We start from the raw sequence: 17,998 nt of genomic DNA on the forward strand, positions 1-17,998 counted from the left end.
ATGCAAACAGCGGCTTGATCTCCTTAAATATCTCGCTGTCTGCCTTGATCTTATCCTCATTTCCGACCACGCATACCGCGCCAGTCTCAAGGATCGCCTTCGTGATCGGTGCAAGGGCGCGGATGTCTTCCACAGTCGCGTTTAAGATCTCCTCGCGCTCCTTCTTCAGCATCTCGTCCGTCACTCCGGAATACCATGCGGAGAGTCCGCGGCTTCCCTGTAAGGACGGAGTCAGCGGTGTGTCGATATCGCTGATGGTTCCGATGACATATTTTGTCATGGTGCGCTCATCCGCCTCGAAGTTCTCCAGATAAGCCGGAATGCCGAGATAGATATCATCGCTCTTCTTCACTTCCGGATCGCGATAAGAGACAAAATATCCCTCGCCGGAACGTCCAATGCCGCTCATACAGCCGTAAGCGCCGCCCTTCACGCGGATGTTGATCCAGAGGTAATCGTAGCTCAGCATCACCTTCAGGATCCGAAGCGCGCCTGTGTAGGAATATCCGCTTCCCGCGAAGGTTCCACAGTGTGCCACATAGTTGACCTTTGAGGAGGAAGTGAATCCCTCGTTTAAATTCTCCTTCGGTGCCGTAAACGGATAGATTTTTCCGCTGCCCGCCGGATGCTTCTCAGAGAGCTTCTTCATAGCATTCCCGAGGTAAGAGAATCCCTCGTCGTCCGCCGTGTAGCTGACGGTCATGTTCTCCCTTGTAAAAAGAGCTTCCATCACACGCTTCAGACCTGCGATGATCTCGCTCTTCTTCTCGTCAAAGTTCTTCGCACAGTCCTCCAGGAACTTAAAGTATCCAATCCCGCCTGTCATATCGTTATAGTAGGAGGTGTCAGAGAAGTAGGATGTGGCTCTCGCGACTGCCGCCGTGTGGCCAGATCCCATGAGTTTCATCTGGGACTTTGATTTTCCCTCGCTTAGGATCTCGTTTAACCGCTTCTCATCATCGAGAACAGAGCGGTTAAGGATCTCCTCCAGGATCTCGAAGCCGAAGTCAAGCTTCTCGTAGAGCACTCTCGCGCTGCAGACAAAGACACCTGTGAAGCTTCCTGCCTTTGTGAGATCCGGGTAAGATGTCACGGAGAAGGAAATTCCACCGCTGTTTAAAAAGATCTCGCTGCTTAAATCGCTGTAGCTGTAATTTTTCGTATCCACATATCCAAGGACAGATTTTAAGAGTCCGAGATACGGCAGGTCCTCCATCGGAATCCGGTCCGTGTTGAAGAGGACCTTCAGATAACCGATCCCTGACGTGAACATGTTGTGGCGGACCACTGTGATGCCGTCCAGCTTCGTCTCCTCGAAGATCAGCTTCGCCGGTTCCCTTCCGATCTCCTCTCTCGTGAGCATCGGGATCTTCTCGAGATCCTCCTTCGGTGACGGGGTATCCTGGTATTCCTTTAATTCCTTCGTCTGGCGTACCAGAGTCTCGATCTCCTCTTTAGAGAGACTGTCCTTATATTCTTTTAACTTTTTCGCCGTCTGCTCCTCGATCCGTGCGGCGAGGTTCTTCTTCGGGCTCGCGATCACAACAGCCTCGTACGGGTTGTCAAGAAGGTATGTCCTGATCAGTCCCTCAAAATATCCGCTGTCCGCGCCTTTCTTCAACGCCGCGAAGGTGTCCTCATACTCTAAGTGCATCATCGGATCGCCGCCGTAGAGCCAGCTGTCCAGGCACTGGAGACCGTACATGAGTCCCTTCGGCGTGGAGCCATAATCCGCCTCGCGGTACTGGAATTCATAGTTGTTGATTCCGGCTTTCAGGCACTTTTTGTCGATGCCGCCGTCCGCGAGCTTCTTTAACTCCGCCTTTACGATCTTTACGAACTCGTCCTTCTGCTCTCTCTCCGCGTTCTTCGCGATCACGGAGAAATACGGCTGTAAGATCCCATACTCGTAGCCGCCCATGATGTCATCGCCAATCCCGGCATCCAGAAGCGCTTTCTTAAGCGGCGCGCCTGGGGCATCTAAGAGCACATACTCCAGGATCTGGAATGCCACGTACTCCTTCGGGGAGAGTTCATTTCCCGCCTGGGTATTGATGGAAAGGTAGGTCGCGTGGTCAAGGCTCTCGGACTCGGATACGGAGTAGAAGATCTCCCTCTCGATGGGTTCCTTGAATTTCTTCTGGATCTGGATCTCAGAATCGATCTCTTTTCTGTCGTACTTTCCGAGGTACTCCTCATCCAGCCATCTTAATTTCTCCGTCATGTCCATATCGCCGTAGAGGTAGATATAGCTGTTGGACGGATGATAATATTTATGATAGAACGCGAGGTAATCCTCGTAGTTCAGCTTTACAATGTCTTCCGGATCTCCGCCGGACTCCACGCCGTAGCAGGTATCCGGGAACATTGCCGTATGGATATAGCTGTCCAGGACACTCTCTGGGGAGGAGAACACGCCCTTCATCTCGTTGTATACAACGCCATTGTAGGTGAGCTCGCCTTCCGGCTCTTCCAGCTCGTAGTGCCAGCCTTCCTGCATGAAGATTTTCTTCTCTTTTCCGATATTCGGGTGGAAGACCGCGTCCATGTAAACGTCCATGAGGTTCTGGAAATCAGTGTCGTTGCAGCTTGCGATCGGATAAACGGTCTTATCCGGGTAAGTCATGGCGTTTAAGAAGGTGTTTAAGGATCCCTTGACGAGCTCCACAAATGGATCCTTCACCGGGAATTTATCAGATCCGCAGAGCACGGTATGCTCGATGATATGCGGAACGCCGGTGCTGTCTGACGGCGGCGTCCGGAAACCGATACAGAATACTTTATTATTGTCCTCGTTGCTCATGAGGAATATATTTGCGCCTGTTTTTTTATGCTCTAAGATCATACCGTCGGAATTCAGTTCCGGGATATGTTTTACCTGCCGAAGCCGGTACGCGTCAAGGGCTTTGACTGATTCAATCTGGCTCTCCATATCTGAATGTCCTTTCTGTTGTGCTTTAGGCTATAGTTGTAACCGGATCGCTCCGCACTTCGTGCTTCCACGTCTGCGCTCCGCTCCGGTCGGTGCTGATCATGTGCCACCGGCACATAGCACCCTCAAAAACATTCGTAATCCGCTCATTTTTTCTGCGAAAAAATGGCTGCTTACTCATGTTTTTGGCGGGTCTCAAGGTCATGCCCTCTCCTGCAGGCAAGCTTGCGTCGGATTCCTGACCTTGATGCCCTTATTTACATATTTCCCACAAATTTATCTTTTAATATCGCAAAACACTCTCTGACACAAAAATGTGCAAAAAGCACCGGATCCGACTTCGCGGAAATTCCGCTGACATTCGGGATTCCGACGTGTCTTGCGATTCCTTTTGCCCGGAGTTCGTGGAAATTGCTGGTGAGGATGCCCACGCGGATCGTGATTTCCTCATCCGGCGGAAGAAGGTAACCGTATTCCGCCATGGCCGCGCGCAGCGTTGCCCGGCGGAGACGTTCTCTTTCCGTAATCAGAATCTTACTGTATACCATATTTTCGTAAGTGCTGCGGGACGATTCCTCTAAGAGGAGCTGGTAATCCGACACCCCACGGCTCTTCATATATCGGTACATAGCGGATGCCTCTGTCACATCCTCATCATCGCCCTGTCCGCCGGAAAGAACGAACACCGTGTTCGGATGATAGGCCGCGTACTCCACCGCCTTATCCAGGCGCCGCTCCAGGGTGCGGCTGATCTTGTTTCCGCGCACCTGGGCGCCGAGGACGATCACGTAGTTCACACTCTCCTTCTGGAAGGAGATAGCGCTGAAACCCATCATGAGTTCCACCACGACAAAAATAAAGGCGATGGCTGAAAAAAACGTGATCACCGCCACTTCCAGCTGCACCGGAATCTTGTCGCGGAATCTCGGGTAAAACTTCATCACCGCGGCCGCGGCAAAAAATCCCAGCGCCAGTATGATCCAGATCGCCGAGAACGAAGTTCCCGCGCCGGAGTAGATCACGATCACGCCGTAATAAATGAGGCATAATATTCCAATGATGCAAAAAACTACTGCCACAATTATGCCTCCTTTCCAGTCTTTCACATTATTATCTGCAATTCTGTCAACTCTGAAAATGTTTCCCTCCAGCCCCGCAGGATCCCAGCCAGCTCTGTGTGCTGTGAACATTTCTACTCAGGGAATCGCCACCCGGTAATCTCTTACTCTGCCTCTTTCTTTCGCAGAATATCGTACTGCTCCACTTCCCCGTCCAGGTCGATGTAGAGGACCTGTTTCGGATGCGGTGCGCTCTCCTGGCTCTCGCCTTCCTCGGTGTAGATGCCGCGGACGAGGGCGGAAATATTTCTTCCGTCCGGTTTCATGATCTCGATGGTCTCACCGACGGAGAACTTATTCTTCTGCTCGATCTTCGCGAATCCTCTCGCATCGCGCTCTTCCGCAGTTCCGAGATAGATATAGTTCTTTACATACGTGTTGCTGTCGTAGATCTGGGTCTCGGACGTCGGTTTTCCAAAGTAAAAACCTGTGGTAAACTCACGGTAAGTGCACTTTCCGATCTCTTCCTTGTACCACTCCATGTTCGCTTTATATTTCTCCGGATTCTCCAGATAGTCATCGATGGCTTTGCGGTAGGTCCTGGCAACTGTTGCCACATAGAGCGCCGTCTTCATGCGGCCTTCGATCTTAAAACTGTCGATTCCGGCGTCGATCATCTCCGGCACATGCTCGATCATGCAGAGATCCTTGGAGTTGAAAATATAGGTTCCTCGCTCATTCTCGTATACCGGCATATACTCGCCCGGTCTCGTCTCCTCCACAACGGAGTATTTCCAGCGGCACGGATGGGTACAGGCACCCTGGTTCGCGTCGCGGCCCGTAAAGAAGTTGCTGAGCAGGCATCTTCCGGAGTAGGAAATGCACATCGCGCCGTGGATGAAGCTCTCGATCTCCATGTCCTCCGGGATATGCTCCCGGATCTCCTTGATCTCCTTTAAAGATAACTCTCTGGCGGAAACCACACGCTTTGCGCCGAGCTCATGCCAGAAGAGATATGTTCCATAGTTTGTATTGTTCGCCTGGGTGCTGATATGGATCTCTATGTCCGGGAGTACCCGCTTTGCGATGGTGAAAACACCCGGGTCTGAGATAATGAGAGCGTCCGGACGGATCGTCTTTAACTCCTCAAAATACTCCTCAACACCTGCAAGGTCGTCGTTGTGCGCGAGAATATTCGCTGTGATATACACCTTTACGCCGTGGTCATGGGCAAATTTGATGCCCTCCATGATCTCTTCGTTCGTAAAGTTTTTCGCCTTGGCGCGGAGGCCGAATGCCTCACCGCCGAGATATACAGCATCAGCGCCGTAGATAACGGCTGTCTTTAAGACATCAAGGCTTCCTGCCGGAATCAGAAGTTCTGTTTTTCTCATAATTCATCCTTTCCAAATGTTCAACCGGTCTGCACACCCGCTGCGCTGACCGCATGAAACAAGTCCGCCTCTATTTTGCCGGACCGCTTCCTTTTTTCACACTGAGCGCGACCCCGTCGCCCACCGGCAGGATCGAAGTCTCGAATTCATCCATATGTTTTAACGTATATAAATACTCCCGCATCCGCTCGTGGATCGTCCGGTCACGGCGCTCCACCGCGTAACGCGATTCCATGATCGTTCCGTCCTGGAGGACATTGTCAGACATTAAAAGTCCGCCATCCCGCAGAAGGCGCAGGATATCCGGCAGCCAGTTGATGTACTGGCCCTTTGCCGCGTCCATGAAGATAAAATCAAAGGAGCCGGAAAGACCCGCAAGGATTTCCCCGGCATCGCCCTCCAGCAGCGTGATTTTTTCTTCCATCCCAGCAAGGCGGAAGTTTTCCTTCGCCTCCGGGATCCTCTTTTCATATTTTTCAATGGTCGTGATCCGGCACTCTTTTGGCATCACCGATGCCATCAAAAGTGCCGAGTATCCGACCGCAGTTCCAACTTCAAGGATCCTGTTCGGAGCCACCAGCGTCACCATCGTCTTTAAGAGCGATGCTGTCTCCCTGCGGATGATCGGAACCCTGTTCTTCACAGCATTCTCAGCGATCGTCTCAATAAGCGGTCCGTCTCCCTGGGCCAGGGAATTTATATAAGTCGTAAGTCTGTTCTCCGTGATCATGATTTTGTGTCTTCCTTCGCGGTATCGTCCGGATTTTCCTTTAAAATATTGATCAGCTCCTTGGAATCCTTCGAGGTGTTTAACTCGTAGGTTCCCGCGTTCACTTCATATCCATAGCATTTTGCCTGGATCGTAAATGTGCGGGCATCGCGGATCAGACCGGCTTTCTTTAAGATCTTTCCGACCTCTTCCACCGACTCATCCCCGTCCAGTTTGATACTCTTTTCTGTTCCAGGCTCTGCTTCCATTGCCGGCGCGTAGAAGATCCCATGTCCGAAGGAGTAGGCGCTTCTCGCCCCCGTAACAATGAGTACCGCAGCGAGACCGTACAGGATGATCCTTCCGGATGTGCTGATGACAAACAGGCTGATTTTGTTGATTTCTCTCGTTATCTTGCTCATATCATTTCCCTTGCAGGTAGCTCCGCCGTGTATCTTCTTGTTTTCATGTGCATGAAAACAAGAAGTCGGGGGCGTTCCCCCCTATACTGAGCTGTGCCAAAAATTGCTTATGCAAGCAAGCTTGCAACACAATTTTCAGCCCAGCTCGGTGCACGGCTAACTGGGTTCATTTAAACTTCCATGATGATCGGAAGGATCATCGGGTTTCTCTTGATTCGTTTCCATAAGAAGTCGCTTAAGCTGTCACGGATGATGTTCTTGATCTTGCCCCAATCAGACACGTGACGCTCTAAGCAGTCTGCCACAGCCTGATCCACGATTGCCTGAGCCTCTTCCATCAGATCCTCGGATTCACGCACATAGACAAATCCTCGGGATACGATATCCGGTCCGGAGAGCAGCATATTGGAATGCTTCTCCAGCGTCAGGACAACGATGATGATGCCGTTCTGGGCAAGATTCTGACGATCGCGGAGTACAATGTTTCCGACATCTCCGACGCCGAGTCCGTCAACGAGAACACCGCCGGACTGTACATGATCGATGACGTCCGCTCCGCTCTCACCGATCTCAAGCACGTCTCCTGTGTGGAGCATCACAACATTCTCCTTCGGGATTCCAAGAGAGATCGCAAGCTCCTTCTGTGCCATTCTGTGGCGGTATTCGCCGTGGATCGGGATCGCAAATTTCGGGCGTACTAACGCGTAGATCAGCTTGATCTCCTCCTGGCAGGCGTGTCCGGATACATGGGTATCCTGAGAGATGACCTTCGCGCCCTTCATAGAGAGCTCGTTGATCACTCTGGAAACAGCCTTCTCATTTCCCGGAATCGGTGTGGAGCTTAAAACGACCACATCGCGCGGAGTGATGGAGACCTTTCTGTGCATGGAGGATGCCATTCTGGAAAGGGCTGCCATGGACTCACCCTGGCTTCCTGTTGTAATGAGGACGGTATCCTCCTCCTTATAATTCTTTAACTGTTCAATATCCACGAGCGTTCCATCCGGGATATTGATATATCCGAGCTCCTGGGCAGTTCCGATGACGTTGACCATGCTGCGGCCTTCCACAACGACTTTTCTGCCGTACTTGCATGCGGAGTTGATGACCTGCTGGACACGGTCCACGTTGGAAGCGAATGTCGCAACAATGATACGGTTCTGCTGATGCTCCGCAAAGATCGCATCAAAGGTCTTTCCGACGGTTCTCTCGGACATGGTAAATCCAGGACGAATCGCGTTTGTGGAGTCGCAGAGAAGGGCAAGAACACCTTTCTTTCCGAGCTCTGCCAATCTCTGGAGGTCTGTCACATCGCCGAATACCGGAGTGTAGTCGATCTTGAAATCACCGGTATTTAAGATGATTCCCGCAGGTGTGAATACCGCAAGGGCAGCCGCGTCCTCAATGGAGTGGTTCATCTTGATAAATTCTACGCGGAAACAGCCGAGATTGATGGACTGTCCGTGCTTTACGACCTTGCGCTTTACGCTGCGCAACATGTTGTTCTCTTCGAGTTTATGGTCAATTAAGCCCATGGTCAGCTTTGTCGCATAGACCGGCGCGTTCACCATTTTTAACACGTACGGAAGCGCTCCGATATGGTCCTCATGACCGTGGGTAATAACGAATCCTTTTACTTTCTCATAATTATCTTTTAGATAGGTCACATCCGGAATGACAAGATCGATTCCAAGCATGTCATCACTGGGGAATGCAAGTCCGCAGTCCATAACGATGATGCTGTCGCCGTACTCGATGGCTGTCATGTTCATTCCGATCTGTTCCAGTCCCCCGAGAGGGATAATTTTGACTTTGCAGTCTGCTGTATCATTCTTCACGTTCTTCACGATTCATAACCTCTTTCTTATTTTCATTCTTCGTCCTGCATTCACTGCAAAGTCCATAGAGCTTTACCTCGTGGTTTGTCACGAGAAAGCCCAGTTTCTCCATAACCTCCTCTTCCAGACTGTCCAAAAGGTCTGATTCCAGGGAATACACCTTTCCGCAGCCGGTACAGATGGCATGGTGGTGGCGGTGTCCCGACGCGCTTTCTTCACCGTTCAGCTCATACCGGGTAAAACCGTCATCAAATGTGACTTTGTCGATTACATGCAGGTCTAAAAGGACCTGTACGGTCCTGTATATCGTAGCCAGTCCGATCTCCGGGCTGTTTACTTTCGCTAAATCATAAATTTCTTCCGCAGTCAGATGTTCCGCTGGATGGGACGCAATAATATCAAGTACCATCATACGCTGATTTGTTACTTTGAGTCCTGCCTTGCGCAGCAGTCCTTTTACCGTTTCGTCGTTCATTTTCATTGTCCCCCAACATCTGTCCTCCGAAAACCTTCCTGCTGCCAGCGTTCTGCGCAGACAGCAACCGGTCCTGCATTCGATCAGCTTCTTTTCCAAGCACCAGGCCCGCCTTTTTCCCGTCATCCAGACGGGCAAGTTTCCTGACTGTCAATACGATTATTTGTCTGTATCTGTGTATTAAATGTTTGTTTTCTGCTTTTTGTACGTGCTCTACTGTTTCTCGAGATCCACGTCGTCAAGAAGCTCCGCGAAGATCTTCATGAGACCTTCCAGCTCGTCCTCATCTTCCACGAACTCATAGAGGGCATCAGACTCGTCTGCGCCGGACATATCCTTTAAGATATAGCAGTCGCCTTCCTCGTCGTCATCTTCCGCGTCTGTGACAAGAAGATAGTTTGCCCCGTTTAATTTTGTCTCCTCCACAACATAGAATTCCAGTGTCTGGTCATCGTCGACCAATGTGATTTTTCTCTCTTCCATACATATTCTCCTGTCTCTGAAAAATGTGTAACTTTTCAAGACCTTCACTTACAGAACCTTCCACCGGCAGCTTCTTCCGGATGCACGGCAGCGGTTACATGTACAGTAACGAAAAGTTCTCAGGTATCGTTTCGTATTATTCTTTTTCCTTCGTTTTCAGGCAGTCCAGATAACCCTGTAAGATCAGCCCCGCAGCGACTTTATCGATCACCGCTTTTCTGTTCTCGCGGCGCACTCCGCTCTCTATCAGGATCTGTTCCGCAGCAACGGTCGTGAGACGTTCATCCCAGTAATGCACCGGAAGTCCGGTACGGCGCTCCAGCATTTCTCCGAAAGCTTTCGTCTTTTCGACGCGCTCTCCTTCTGTATTGTTCATATTTTTCGGAAGTCCCAGCACGATCTCCGTGATCTCGTACTCCGCGATCAGCTCCTCGATCCGGGCACATGTCTTGCGCAGTTTATTCTCGTCCTTGCGCTCGATGGTCTCGACACCCTGTGCCGTCAGAAGAAGTCCGTCGCTGACTGCGACTCCTACGGTCTTTGAACCGAAATCCAGTCCGAGTATTCTCATAACGTATATTATCCTATCTGTTTTTCCTCATAGCAAAACCAGCCGGTGATTCCCGGCTGTCTGCATATTCTTTCTTATCTTTCCCAGAAACTAGCGGAGTCTCGTATCGATATAATTCTCCATCAGTTCTTCCAGGATCTCATCACGTTCCACCTTCATGATCAGGCTTCTTGCGCTCTTGTAGCTTGTAATATAGGTCGGATCACCAGACATGATATAGCCGACGATCTGGTTGATCGGGTTGTATCCCTTTTCCGTGAGCGCCTCGTAAACCTCACGGAGGACCTCACCGACCTCCAGTTTTTTATCTTCCTGTACCGCTTTAAAATATTGTGTATTACTGATATCGCCCATAAATATCCTCACGTCCTTCGACGGCTGTCCCGCGCTTTTCGCGCAAAGCCATCCCTTTTGTTGCTATCCTTATTCTACTCTACTTTCATATTTTGTGCAATATAAAACTTACTCGCCCAATTTAACGCTGTTTTTCATTTTCAGCCAGAAAAATCGGGACTTTCAACACTGTTTCACGGCATTTTGGGTGCCAAAAATACTTATTTTTCGTTCAGAAGCAGAATCTCCTCTGTCAGAAAATCTCCAAGAATGCCCGAAACGAACGTATTTTTCAGCGCTTTCGGATCACGTCCGTCGAGACGGATCGCTGCCTTTACATATTCCTTTGTATACCCGGTCATGTAGATCTCGTCATTGATGGTCACCGGTTCCTCCAGAAGGATCTCCTGTTCTGTTCCCGTGAAGGAACTTCTGTACTTCCCGGACATCTTCTTCTCGAGTTTTAAGAGAACGGCGCTGCGCTCTTTCTTCACCGGCTCCGGCACCTGGTCAGGCATCCGGTCCGCGCGGGTTCCGGCACGTCTGGAATACGGGAACACATGCATCTCGTAGAAGTAAACTTTTTCGAGGAATCTCCTTGTTGTCTCAAAGTCCGCATCCGTCTCTGCCGGAAATCCGACGATAACATCCGTCGTGATCGCCGGATTCCTGAAGTGTTTTCTTAAGATCTCACAGCGGTCCGCATATTCCTCGCAGGTGTAATGGCGGTTCATGCGCTTCAGGGTATCGTCGCATCCGCTCTGCAGGGACAGGTGGAAATGCGGACAGATCTTCGGAAGCCTGGAAAGCTCCGACGCGAACTCTTCTGTGATGACACGGGGCTCTAAGGAACCAAAACGGATCCGCTCGATTCCGTCGATCTCATGAAGTCTCTTAATCAGTGTCAGAAAGTCGATTCCCTCATCCTTGAAATCGATGCCGTAGGAGGTCAGGTGGATTCCGGTGAGAACGATCTCCTTGTAACCTTCCTCTGCCAGGATCTTTACTTCCTCCTCCACATCCTCCGGCCGGCGGCTTCTGACGCGGCCTCTCGTATACGGAATGATGCAGTAGCTGCAGAACTGGTTGCAGCCGTCCTGAACCTTGATGAAGGCGCGGGTGTGCTCCGCCTGTTTGTTGATGTGAAGTTTCTCGTACTCGTTGGATCCCGCAAGGTCCGTGATGGACTCCCGGATCTCTTTTCCGGCAAACCATGCCTCCAGAAGCGGGACAAGGTCCGCCTTGCGGTTGTTTCCGATGATCAGATCAACAGCGGCATCCTCTCTCAGTTTGTCCGCCGCCGCCTGGACATAGCATCCTGCCGCAACTACCACCGCGTCCGGATTCTTCGCCTTCGCGCGGTGCAGCATCTGGCGGGATTTTTTATCTGCAACATTTGTCACGGAACAGGTGTTGATGACATAGACATCCGCTTTCTCCTCAAAGCTCACGATCTCATAGCCTGCAGCCTCCAGAAGCTGTTCCATGGCCTCCGTTTCGTATGCATTTACTTTGCAGCCAAGATTATGCAGCGCTGCTTTTCTCATATTCAATCTCCTTGTAATTACTGGGGTGATTTCTCTGCCATGCCATGTTTCCGTCCTCAAAATTTCAGAATCATATCATGTGCAAAGCTTGTTTTTTATTCAAGATACCTCTTGACTTTTCATGCATGTCCATTTAGTATGAAGATAGGTTTTTTTATTACCAGAATCAAAAAATATTCGAATATTGGGAGGAACACTGACATGAAAACCGTTAAAATTTCTTTAAACTCCATCGATAAAGTGAAATCTTTTGTAAATGACCTTACCAAGTTTGATACCGATTTCGACCTTGTTTCCGGCAGATACGTCATCGACGCAAAATCCATCATGGGTATCTTCAGTCTGGACCTTTCCAAGCCGATCGATTTAAATATCCACGATGGCGGAAATACAGAAGAGATCCTTACTGTACTTGCTCCGTATATCATTGAAGCATAAGAAAGTGTTTTTAAAAACTGCCGGAAACTAAATTCCGGCAGTTTTTTACGCGTGCAACGAGCCAAAGTCCATGCTTGCATGAGACCTTGGCGACTGCCGCGATAACTTGAGAAGCTCGCAAAGCGTGCTTCTCATAGTTTCCTTTTCCGCCAGTTTTTTCCGCACCGCATAACATCATTTTCCATGCTGCGGCACATTTCAGTCCAACTGGGAATCCCAAACCGCATTTTAGATGCAGCGGATCACTTCTCTCGTCTCCAGTGCTGTCTTCATCAGCTCGTCGATCTTCTCATCCAGCTTTTTCTCGGAATTTTTGATCTTCTTTAAGCTCGGCTTTGTGACCGGATGCTTTGCGACGAAGATCGTGCAGCAGTCCTCGTACGGAAGAACCGATGTCTCATAAGTACCGATTTTTAAAGAGATATCCACGATATCCTGCTTGTCGAAGGCAATGAGCGGTCTCATAACCGGGAGCTCGCATACTTCGTTTGTGACAGCTAAGGACTGCATCGTCTGAGATGCGACCTGACCGATGCTCTCGCCGGTGACAAGTGCCAGACAATCATTCTCCTTCGCGATCGTCTCTGCGATCTTCATCATATAGCGGCGCATGATGATCGTAAGCTCGTCATGCGGGCACTGATCGTAGATGTAGAGCTGGATATCGGTAAAGTTGATGATATTCAAGCGGATCGGTCCCGTGTATTTCGCAACAAGCTTCGCGAGATCAACGACCTTCTGTTTTGCGCGCTCGCTCGTATACGGCGGCGCATGGAAATAGGTCGCATCGATGGTCACGCCGCGCTTTGCGATCATCCAGCCTGCAACCGGGCTGTCGATTCCGCCGGATAATAACAACATGGCACGTCCCGCTGTTCCGATCGGCATTCCGCCCGGTCCCGGGATCGTCTCGGAGAAGATATTGATCTTGTGGCGTACTTCCACACGGAGCAGCACATCCGGTGTGTGGACATTGACCTTTGTCTCCGGGAATGCGTTTAAGATCACCTCGCCGAGGTCACGGTTGATCTGGTCGGAAACTACCGGATACTGCTTGTTGGCGCGTCTCGCAACGACCTTAAAGGTAAAGTTCTTATTCTCATAGGCATCGTCAATATATTTTACGACCTGTGCCTTCAGGTCCTCATAACCGTTGTCTTCGATCTGAACCATCGGGCAGATCCCGACGATACCGAATACATGCTGAAGAGCATCGATCACCTCATCGTAATCGAAGTCTTCTGCTGCCTCCGCGTAGATTCTTCCCGCCTCTTTTGTGACGGAGAAATTGCCTTCCAGATTCTTTAAACGGTGATGGATCTGTTTTACAAGGGCATCCTCAAAGAGGTAACGGTTTTTTCCCTTTACGCCGATCTCTGCGTATTTGATTAAAAATGATCTGTATTTCACGGAATATCCTCCATAGGATCCTGAACTTTTTGCGATCGGCATTTTCCCGCCGTCCGCCGCTGTTTCAGGATATTTTTCTTAGTGACTGACCGGGAATTCTTCGTTTTCCCGCCAAGTGTTGTATATGATCTTTATGCTCTCCGATATCTTCTGAGCATCGGCACAAGTTCATTCAGTACTTCCAGACAGTAATCCACTTCCTCCTCAGTATTAAATGCACCGAAGGAGAAGCGAAGCGTGGAATCCAGCAGGGAATCCTTCACGCCGATCCCTTTTAAGGTTCCTGACACACCCGGATGATTGGAGGAGCATGCGGAGCCGGAAGAAACATAGATTCCCTTATCTTCCAGCGCATGGAGCAGTACCTCTGCCCTCACGCCCTCAAATCCTGCCGCAACGATCTGCGGAGCGCTGTCCCGGCCGGTAAGACCATGGACTGTAACGCCGTCCATCGCCTGAAGACCTTTTACCATGCGGTCCTTGATCGCATAGAGCTTATCGATCTTTGCATCATGATCTGTATAAACCATCTTTGCTGCAAGTCCGAGACCTGCGCATCCCGGAACATTCTCGGTGCCGGAGCGCATGCCTTTCTGCTGTCCGCCGCCGTAGATGATCGGTTTGATCTTTACCTTCTCATCAATATACAGGAAGCCGGTTCCCTTCGGGCCGTGGATCTTATGTCCGCTGGCTGATAAGAGGTCGATGCCCTGTTTTTTCGGACGGATCACATATTTTCCGTAAGCCTGGATCGCGTCCACATGGAAGTAGGCGGACGGCTTTTTCTCCTTGATGATCTTCGCGATCTCCTCGATTGGTTCTACCGCTCCGATTTCATTGTTTACATACATGACGGACACAAGGATCGTATCGTCGCAGATTGCCTCACGAAGCGCGTCTAAGGATACATGTCCGTTATGGTCCACCGGCAGGTAGGTCACGCGGAAGCCAAACTCCTCGAGGAACGCTGTCGTATTGTAGATCGATGCATGTTCCACGCAGGAGGTGATGATGTGGTTTCCGGCGCGCTTATTTGCAAGCGCCGTTCCGATCAGCGCCAGATTGTTGGACTCGGTTCCGCCGGAAGTGAAGAGGATCTCCTTATCCTTCACTTTTAAAGTCTTCGCGATCTCCTCACGGGCAGTCTTAATATAATTTTCCGCCTCCACGCCTTTCATGTGTCTGGAGGACGTATTGCCGTAGTCCACGGTCATTGTCTCCGCGACGATGTCGCGCACCTCGTCGAAGGCGCGGGTCGTCGCGGAGTTATCAAAATAAACTTCTCTCTTTTCCATGAGTTTTATTTACTCCCAGTCTGGACCGGCAAAACATTCTCCATATTCATATACCGGTCTTTTTACTTCTTAAAATTTACCCTTTATAGCATAATGCTATTTTCAACTTTTTTGTAATCGTTCAGTTATTCACAGTTATAATTAAAAACTCATCCTGAATTTTTCTTCGGTCTGCACTGAAATTTTTACTTCATGATTCCAGTAATAATCCCACAGCCGCCATCACAAACATTCCGGCCGTTTCCGTCCTGAGGATTCTCTTTCCGAGCGTCACCGGCTTCACCCCGGACTGCATCGCAAGCTCCACTTCCCCGTCCGAAAATCCGCCTTCCGGTCCGATAAAGATGGACAGGCTCTGTCCCGGTTTTAAGCTCCCGATGAGTTCTCTCGTAAGTGCCATTCCGCCCGCTCCCGGAAGACTCTCAGAATCTTCGTAGGGAATGATCGCCAGATCATCCAGCGCTGCCGCCTCAATGGCCGCCTTAAATTTCATCACATTTCCAATTTCCGGAACAATCATGCGCTTCGACTGTTTTGCCGCGCTCTCGGAGATCCCGTACCAGCGTTTTCTCTTCGCTTCCTCTTTTTTCGCATCAAGCTTCACCACCGCGCGGTCGGTGTCCACCGGAACAATCTTTGTGACACCCAGTTCTACACATTTCTGGATGATAAATTCCATTTTATCTGCTTTCGGAAGTCCCTGATACAAGGTTACTGTTACAGGAAGCTCCGTATCGTCCACTTCCTCCGGCAGGATTTTCGCAAGGACTTTATCCGGGAAAAGCTCTGTGATCTCACAGAGACAGTTTGTGCCCTTACCGTCGCTGAGCAGGAGCTTCTCCCCCGGCTTCATCCGCAGTACGTTCTTAATATGATTCACATCGGGACCGGTGATCACGGCCTCCGACTCTGTAAAAAATTCTGTTTCCGTAAAAAAATGGTACACTATTTCTTCCTCGCTGTGAAGGATACCCACTCGCCCTGTCTTGTCACTTCGATGATCTCGAAGGCATCGTTCGCCTCAAGTGCTTCGCGGACGGCCTGTTCCTTCATATCAATAATGCCAGAGCTGATGAAGATTCCGCCTTTCTTTAAGTGGAACGGAACCTGTTTCTGGATCATGATGATAATGTCGGCAAGAATATTTGCAACAACAATATCGTAGCACTCATATCCCGCCGCATCCTGTGTTGCCTTATCGTCGATGATATTTCCCTGGATCACACCGAACTTCTCCTCCGGGATATCGTTGGCTGCAAGATTTTCATGGACTGCGGTGATGGCGTTCTCATCGAGATCCGTTCCAAATACATACTCCGCACCAAGCTTTAACGCAGCGATTCCGAGGATTCCACTTCCTGTTCCGAGGTCAAGGACCTTTACGCCCGGCTTTACATACTTTTCGAGCTGGCGGATACAGAGCTGTGTCGTCTCATGTTTTCCAGTTCCAAACGCAGTTCCCGGATCGATCTGGATCAAAAGCTTGTCCTTATGCTCTTCCGGGATCTCCTCCCACGTCGGCTTGATCAGGATATGATCAACCGTAAACGGTTTGAAGTACTGTTCCCAGTTGTTGATCCAGTCCTTATCGTCCGTCTCGGACTCTGTGATCTTCGCGGTACCGATATTCACGAACTGGCGAATCTCCTCGAGTCCCTCACGGACTGCCTTTAACTTTTCTTCCGTATCCTCATCCTCATCTAAATAGAAGCTGACTCTCGCGGTACCGTCATCCGGCGGAAGCTCCGGGAGAATATCGATGAACATTCCCTTCGTCTCGCTTTCGGTAAGCGGTACGTTGTCCTCGATCTCCATTCCCTCGATTCCGATATCATCAAACATGCTTCCGAGATAATCCACCGCATCCGTGGTCGTCTCAAGCGTAAATTTTTTCCATTTCATATATCATTTCTCCTTCTATGTTCTTTTGCCTGTCCAGGATCAGAACTTCCCGCTGCTCTTTCACGTTCTTCGACCATCATTCCGATCTTTGGTTCCAGACTCACCGCACATATGCCCGCATCCAACATGGACGCAGACGAAATCACATGATATCATAACATAGTTTTCCGGGGTTTGCAAGGTGGGAAAATGCTGAAACAGACCAGGGACAGGTTGAGCTTCCTGTCCCTGGTCTGCTTTTCGCAAAATAAGGTTTGGGGTATAACAAACATAAAGTATAGAGGTCTTCATTATGAAATGAATTGCTGCTGAATTCTCCCCGGGCATTTGACCGTCCGGGAAGACAGCAGTTCTATTTCCATGCCTGATTTAGTCAAACGTCTCTGCAAATAAACCCACAGCGGCTTTTCGACCAACTCCGCGCATAGCGAACTGTCAGTATATGATCTGGATTACGGCTCGTAAACGTCGTCGATGATCTCGAACTCTTTTGCCGCGAGAGTCTTCTCAACCCATTCTCTCTTTGCTGTGCCGTTCTTTGCAGCTGCGAGCTTGCTCTCATCTGCTGCCTGGAACTTCTTTGCGTCCTCTAAGATCTGCGGAGCGTCTTTTCTCGGGATAACGATAACGCCATCCGGATCAGCCAGGATGATGTCTCCCGGGTTTACGCTGATTCCGCCGCAGGATACCGGTACGTTAACCTCACCTGGTCCCTCTTTGTACGGACCACCCGGTGTTGTGCCTGTGCAGTATACCGGGAAATCCCATTTTCCGATCTCATCGATGTCACGGATCGGTCCATCAAGAACAATACCTGCGATCTTTCTGTCATAACGAAGATAAGCCATCATGATCTCGCCCATAAGGGAACGTGTATCATCTTCCTCGTTGGACACTACGATAAAGTCGCCTTCCTGAGCAATGTTTAATGCTGCGTGAAGAGCAAGGTTGTCACCGCCTCTTGCCTTAACGGTGAGTGCCGGTCCGACTGCCATCTGCTCTTTCGGCTGGCTTACAAGGCGGATTCTCGGATTCATCGCCGCGTTTCTTCCCATTACATCACATGTGTTGGATGCCGGAATGTTCTTAAACTGCATCATAACCTCTTTGTCCGGCATGTGTCTCTTTAAATAGATTCTCTTACCTACTGCCATTTTGTAATCTCCTTTTCCTTGGATTTTTATGTGGTTG

17 protein-coding genes are annotated in these 17,998 nt (G+C 50.0%); 1 reads left to right on the top strand and 16 read right to left on the bottom strand.

Annotated features, from left to right (window positions below; translation table 11 throughout):
* From DW677_RS00475 to mtaB, 11 genes are all read right to left on the bottom strand, one after another.
* A partial coding sequence (locus DW677_RS00475; RefSeq protein WP_181968278.1) for an insulinase family protein occupies positions 1–2,932 on the bottom strand: 2,932 nt, incomplete at its 3' end.
* A 257-nt stretch (positions 2,933–3,189) separates the two neighbouring features.
* Positions 3,190–4,011 (bottom strand): YdcF family protein, encoded by an 822-nt coding sequence (locus tag DW677_RS00485; protein ID WP_242992082.1) that lies wholly within the window; start codon positions 4,009–4,011, stop codon positions 3,190–3,192.
* A 143-nt stretch (positions 4,012–4,154) separates the two neighbouring features.
* Complete coding sequence (locus tag DW677_RS00490) at positions 4,155–5,384, bottom strand: U32 family peptidase (protein WP_117484172.1); 1,230 nt, start codon at positions 5,382–5,384, stop codon at positions 4,155–4,157.
* A gap of 70 nt (positions 5,385–5,454) precedes the next feature.
* On the bottom strand, positions 5,455–6,114 hold the full coding sequence (locus DW677_RS00495) for an O-methyltransferase (protein WP_117470599.1): 660 nt from the start codon (positions 6,112–6,114) through the stop codon (positions 5,455–5,457).
* Positions 6,111–6,515, bottom strand: a complete 405-nt coding sequence (locus DW677_RS00500; protein ID WP_015555007.1) for an endolytic transglycosylase MltG — start codon at positions 6,513–6,515, stop codon at positions 6,111–6,113. Before DW677_RS00500 ends, DW677_RS00495 begins: the two co-directional genes overlap by 4 nt.
* 170 nt (positions 6,516–6,685) lie before the next feature.
* Positions 6,686–8,353, bottom strand: coding sequence for a ribonuclease J (locus tag DW677_RS00505; protein ID WP_117566343.1), 1,668 nt, complete (start codon positions 8,351–8,353; stop codon positions 6,686–6,688).
* Positions 8,343–8,828 (bottom strand): Fur family transcriptional regulator, encoded by a 486-nt coding sequence (locus DW677_RS00510; RefSeq protein WP_181968271.1) that lies wholly within the window; start codon positions 8,826–8,828, stop codon positions 8,343–8,345. Before DW677_RS00510 ends, DW677_RS00505 begins: the two co-directional genes overlap by 11 nt.
* 213 nt (positions 8,829–9,041) lie before the next feature.
* On the bottom strand, positions 9,042–9,311 hold the full coding sequence (locus DW677_RS00515) for a DUF1292 domain-containing protein (protein ID WP_015555009.1): 270 nt from the start codon (positions 9,309–9,311) through the stop codon (positions 9,042–9,044).
* Positions 9,312–9,447: 136 nt separating this feature from the next.
* Entirely contained in the window at positions 9,448–9,882 is a 435-nt protein-coding gene (gene ruvX, locus DW677_RS00520; RefSeq protein ID WP_117470598.1) for a Holliday junction resolvase RuvX, read from the bottom strand.
* Positions 9,883–9,972: 90 nt separating this feature from the next.
* Positions 9,973–10,236: an IreB family regulatory phosphoprotein gene (locus tag DW677_RS00525; protein WP_021905317.1), complete on the bottom strand. Its 264-nt coding sequence runs from the start codon at positions 10,234–10,236 to the stop codon at positions 9,973–9,975.
* A 200-nt stretch (positions 10,237–10,436) separates the two neighbouring features.
* A complete protein-coding gene (mtaB, locus tag DW677_RS00530) occupies positions 10,437–11,762 on the bottom strand; it encodes a tRNA (N(6)-L-threonylcarbamoyladenosine(37)-C(2))-methylthiotransferase MtaB (RefSeq protein WP_117484174.1) in 1,326 nt (441 codons plus the stop codon).
* Between the two features lie 201 nt (positions 11,763–11,963).
* On the opposite strand from mtaB, the gene DW677_RS00535 reads away from it, so the two are divergent.
* Complete coding sequence (locus tag DW677_RS00535; protein ID WP_015555013.1) at positions 11,964–12,200, top strand: PTS HPr component phosphorylation site; 237 nt, start codon at positions 11,964–11,966, stop codon at positions 12,198–12,200.
* A gap of 228 nt (positions 12,201–12,428) precedes the next feature.
* Here the strand turns inward: DW677_RS00535 and thiI are convergent, their stop codons facing one another.
* The 5 genes from thiI to DW677_RS00565 all read right to left on the bottom strand — a co-directional run bounded on the left by thiI (position 12,429) and on the right by DW677_RS00565 (position 17,961).
* On the bottom strand, positions 12,429–13,610 hold the full coding sequence (gene thiI, locus DW677_RS00545; RefSeq protein WP_117484213.1) for a tRNA uracil 4-sulfurtransferase ThiI: 1,182 nt from the start codon (positions 13,608–13,610) through the stop codon (positions 12,429–12,431).
* Between the two features lie 131 nt (positions 13,611–13,741).
* On the bottom strand, positions 13,742–14,905 hold the full coding sequence (locus DW677_RS00550; protein WP_015555015.1) for a cysteine desulfurase family protein: 1,164 nt from the start codon (positions 14,903–14,905) through the stop codon (positions 13,742–13,744).
* 190 nt (positions 14,906–15,095) lie between these two features.
* Positions 15,096–15,851 (bottom strand): 16S rRNA (uracil(1498)-N(3))-methyltransferase, encoded by a 756-nt coding sequence (locus tag DW677_RS00555; protein ID WP_117503039.1) that lies wholly within the window; start codon positions 15,849–15,851, stop codon positions 15,096–15,098.
* On the bottom strand, positions 15,851–16,807 hold the full coding sequence (gene prmA / locus DW677_RS00560; protein ID WP_117566291.1) for a 50S ribosomal protein L11 methyltransferase: 957 nt from the start codon (positions 16,805–16,807) through the stop codon (positions 15,851–15,853). Before prmA ends, DW677_RS00555 begins: the two co-directional genes overlap by 1 nt.
* Before the next feature lie 452 nt (positions 16,808–17,259).
* Positions 17,260–17,961 carry a demethylmenaquinone methyltransferase gene (locus DW677_RS00565; protein WP_021905324.1) on the bottom strand — a complete coding sequence of 234 codons (702 nt, stop codon included), beginning with the start codon at positions 17,959–17,961 and terminating at the stop codon, positions 17,260–17,262.
* Positions 17,962–17,998 lie beyond the last annotated feature (37 nt).

Origin of the sequence: Clostridium sp. AM25-23AC (assembly GCF_003435125.1) — a bacterium.
Lineage (GTDB): Bacteria > Bacillota > Clostridia > Lachnospirales > Lachnospiraceae > Pilosibacter > Pilosibacter fragilis.

Coding starts and splice junctions, on each gene's coding strand:
- DW677_RS00490 (WP_117484172.1), bottom strand. CDS start 5,384: ATGAGAAAAACAGAACTTCTGATTCCGGCAGGAAGCCTTGATGTCTTA.
- DW677_RS00495 (WP_117470599.1), bottom strand. CDS start 6,114: ATGATCACGGAGAACAGACTTACGACTTATATAAATTCCCTGGCCCAG.
- DW677_RS00500 (WP_015555007.1), bottom strand. CDS start 6,515: ATGAGCAAGATAACGAGAGAAATCAACAAAATCAGCCTGTTTGTCATC.
- DW677_RS00510 (WP_181968271.1), bottom strand. CDS start 8,828: ATGAACGACGAAACGGTAAAAGGACTGCTGCGCAAGGCAGGACTCAAA.
- DW677_RS00515 (WP_015555009.1), bottom strand. CDS start 9,311: ATGGAAGAGAGAAAAATCACATTGGTCGACGATGACCAGACACTGGAA.
- ruvX (WP_117470598.1), bottom strand. CDS start 9,882: ATGAGAATACTCGGACTGGATTTCGGTTCAAAGACCGTAGGAGTCGCA.
- DW677_RS00525 (WP_021905317.1), bottom strand. CDS start 10,236: ATGGGCGATATCAGTAATACACAATATTTTAAAGCGGTACAGGAAGAT.
- mtaB (WP_117484174.1), bottom strand. CDS start 11,762: ATGAGAAAAGCAGCGCTGCATAATCTTGGCTGCAAAGTAAATGCATAC.
- DW677_RS00535 (WP_015555013.1), top strand. CDS start 11,964: ATGAAAACCGTTAAAATTTCTTTAAACTCCATCGATAAAGTGAAATCT.
- DW677_RS00550 (WP_015555015.1), bottom strand. CDS start 14,905: ATGGAAAAGAGAGAAGTTTATTTTGATAACTCCGCGACGACCCGCGCC.
- prmA (WP_117566291.1), bottom strand. CDS start 16,807: ATGAAATGGAAAAAATTTACGCTTGAGACGACCACGGATGCGGTGGAT.
- DW677_RS00565 (WP_021905324.1), bottom strand. CDS start 17,961: ATGGCAGTAGGTAAGAGAATCTATTTAAAGAGACACATGCCGGACAAA.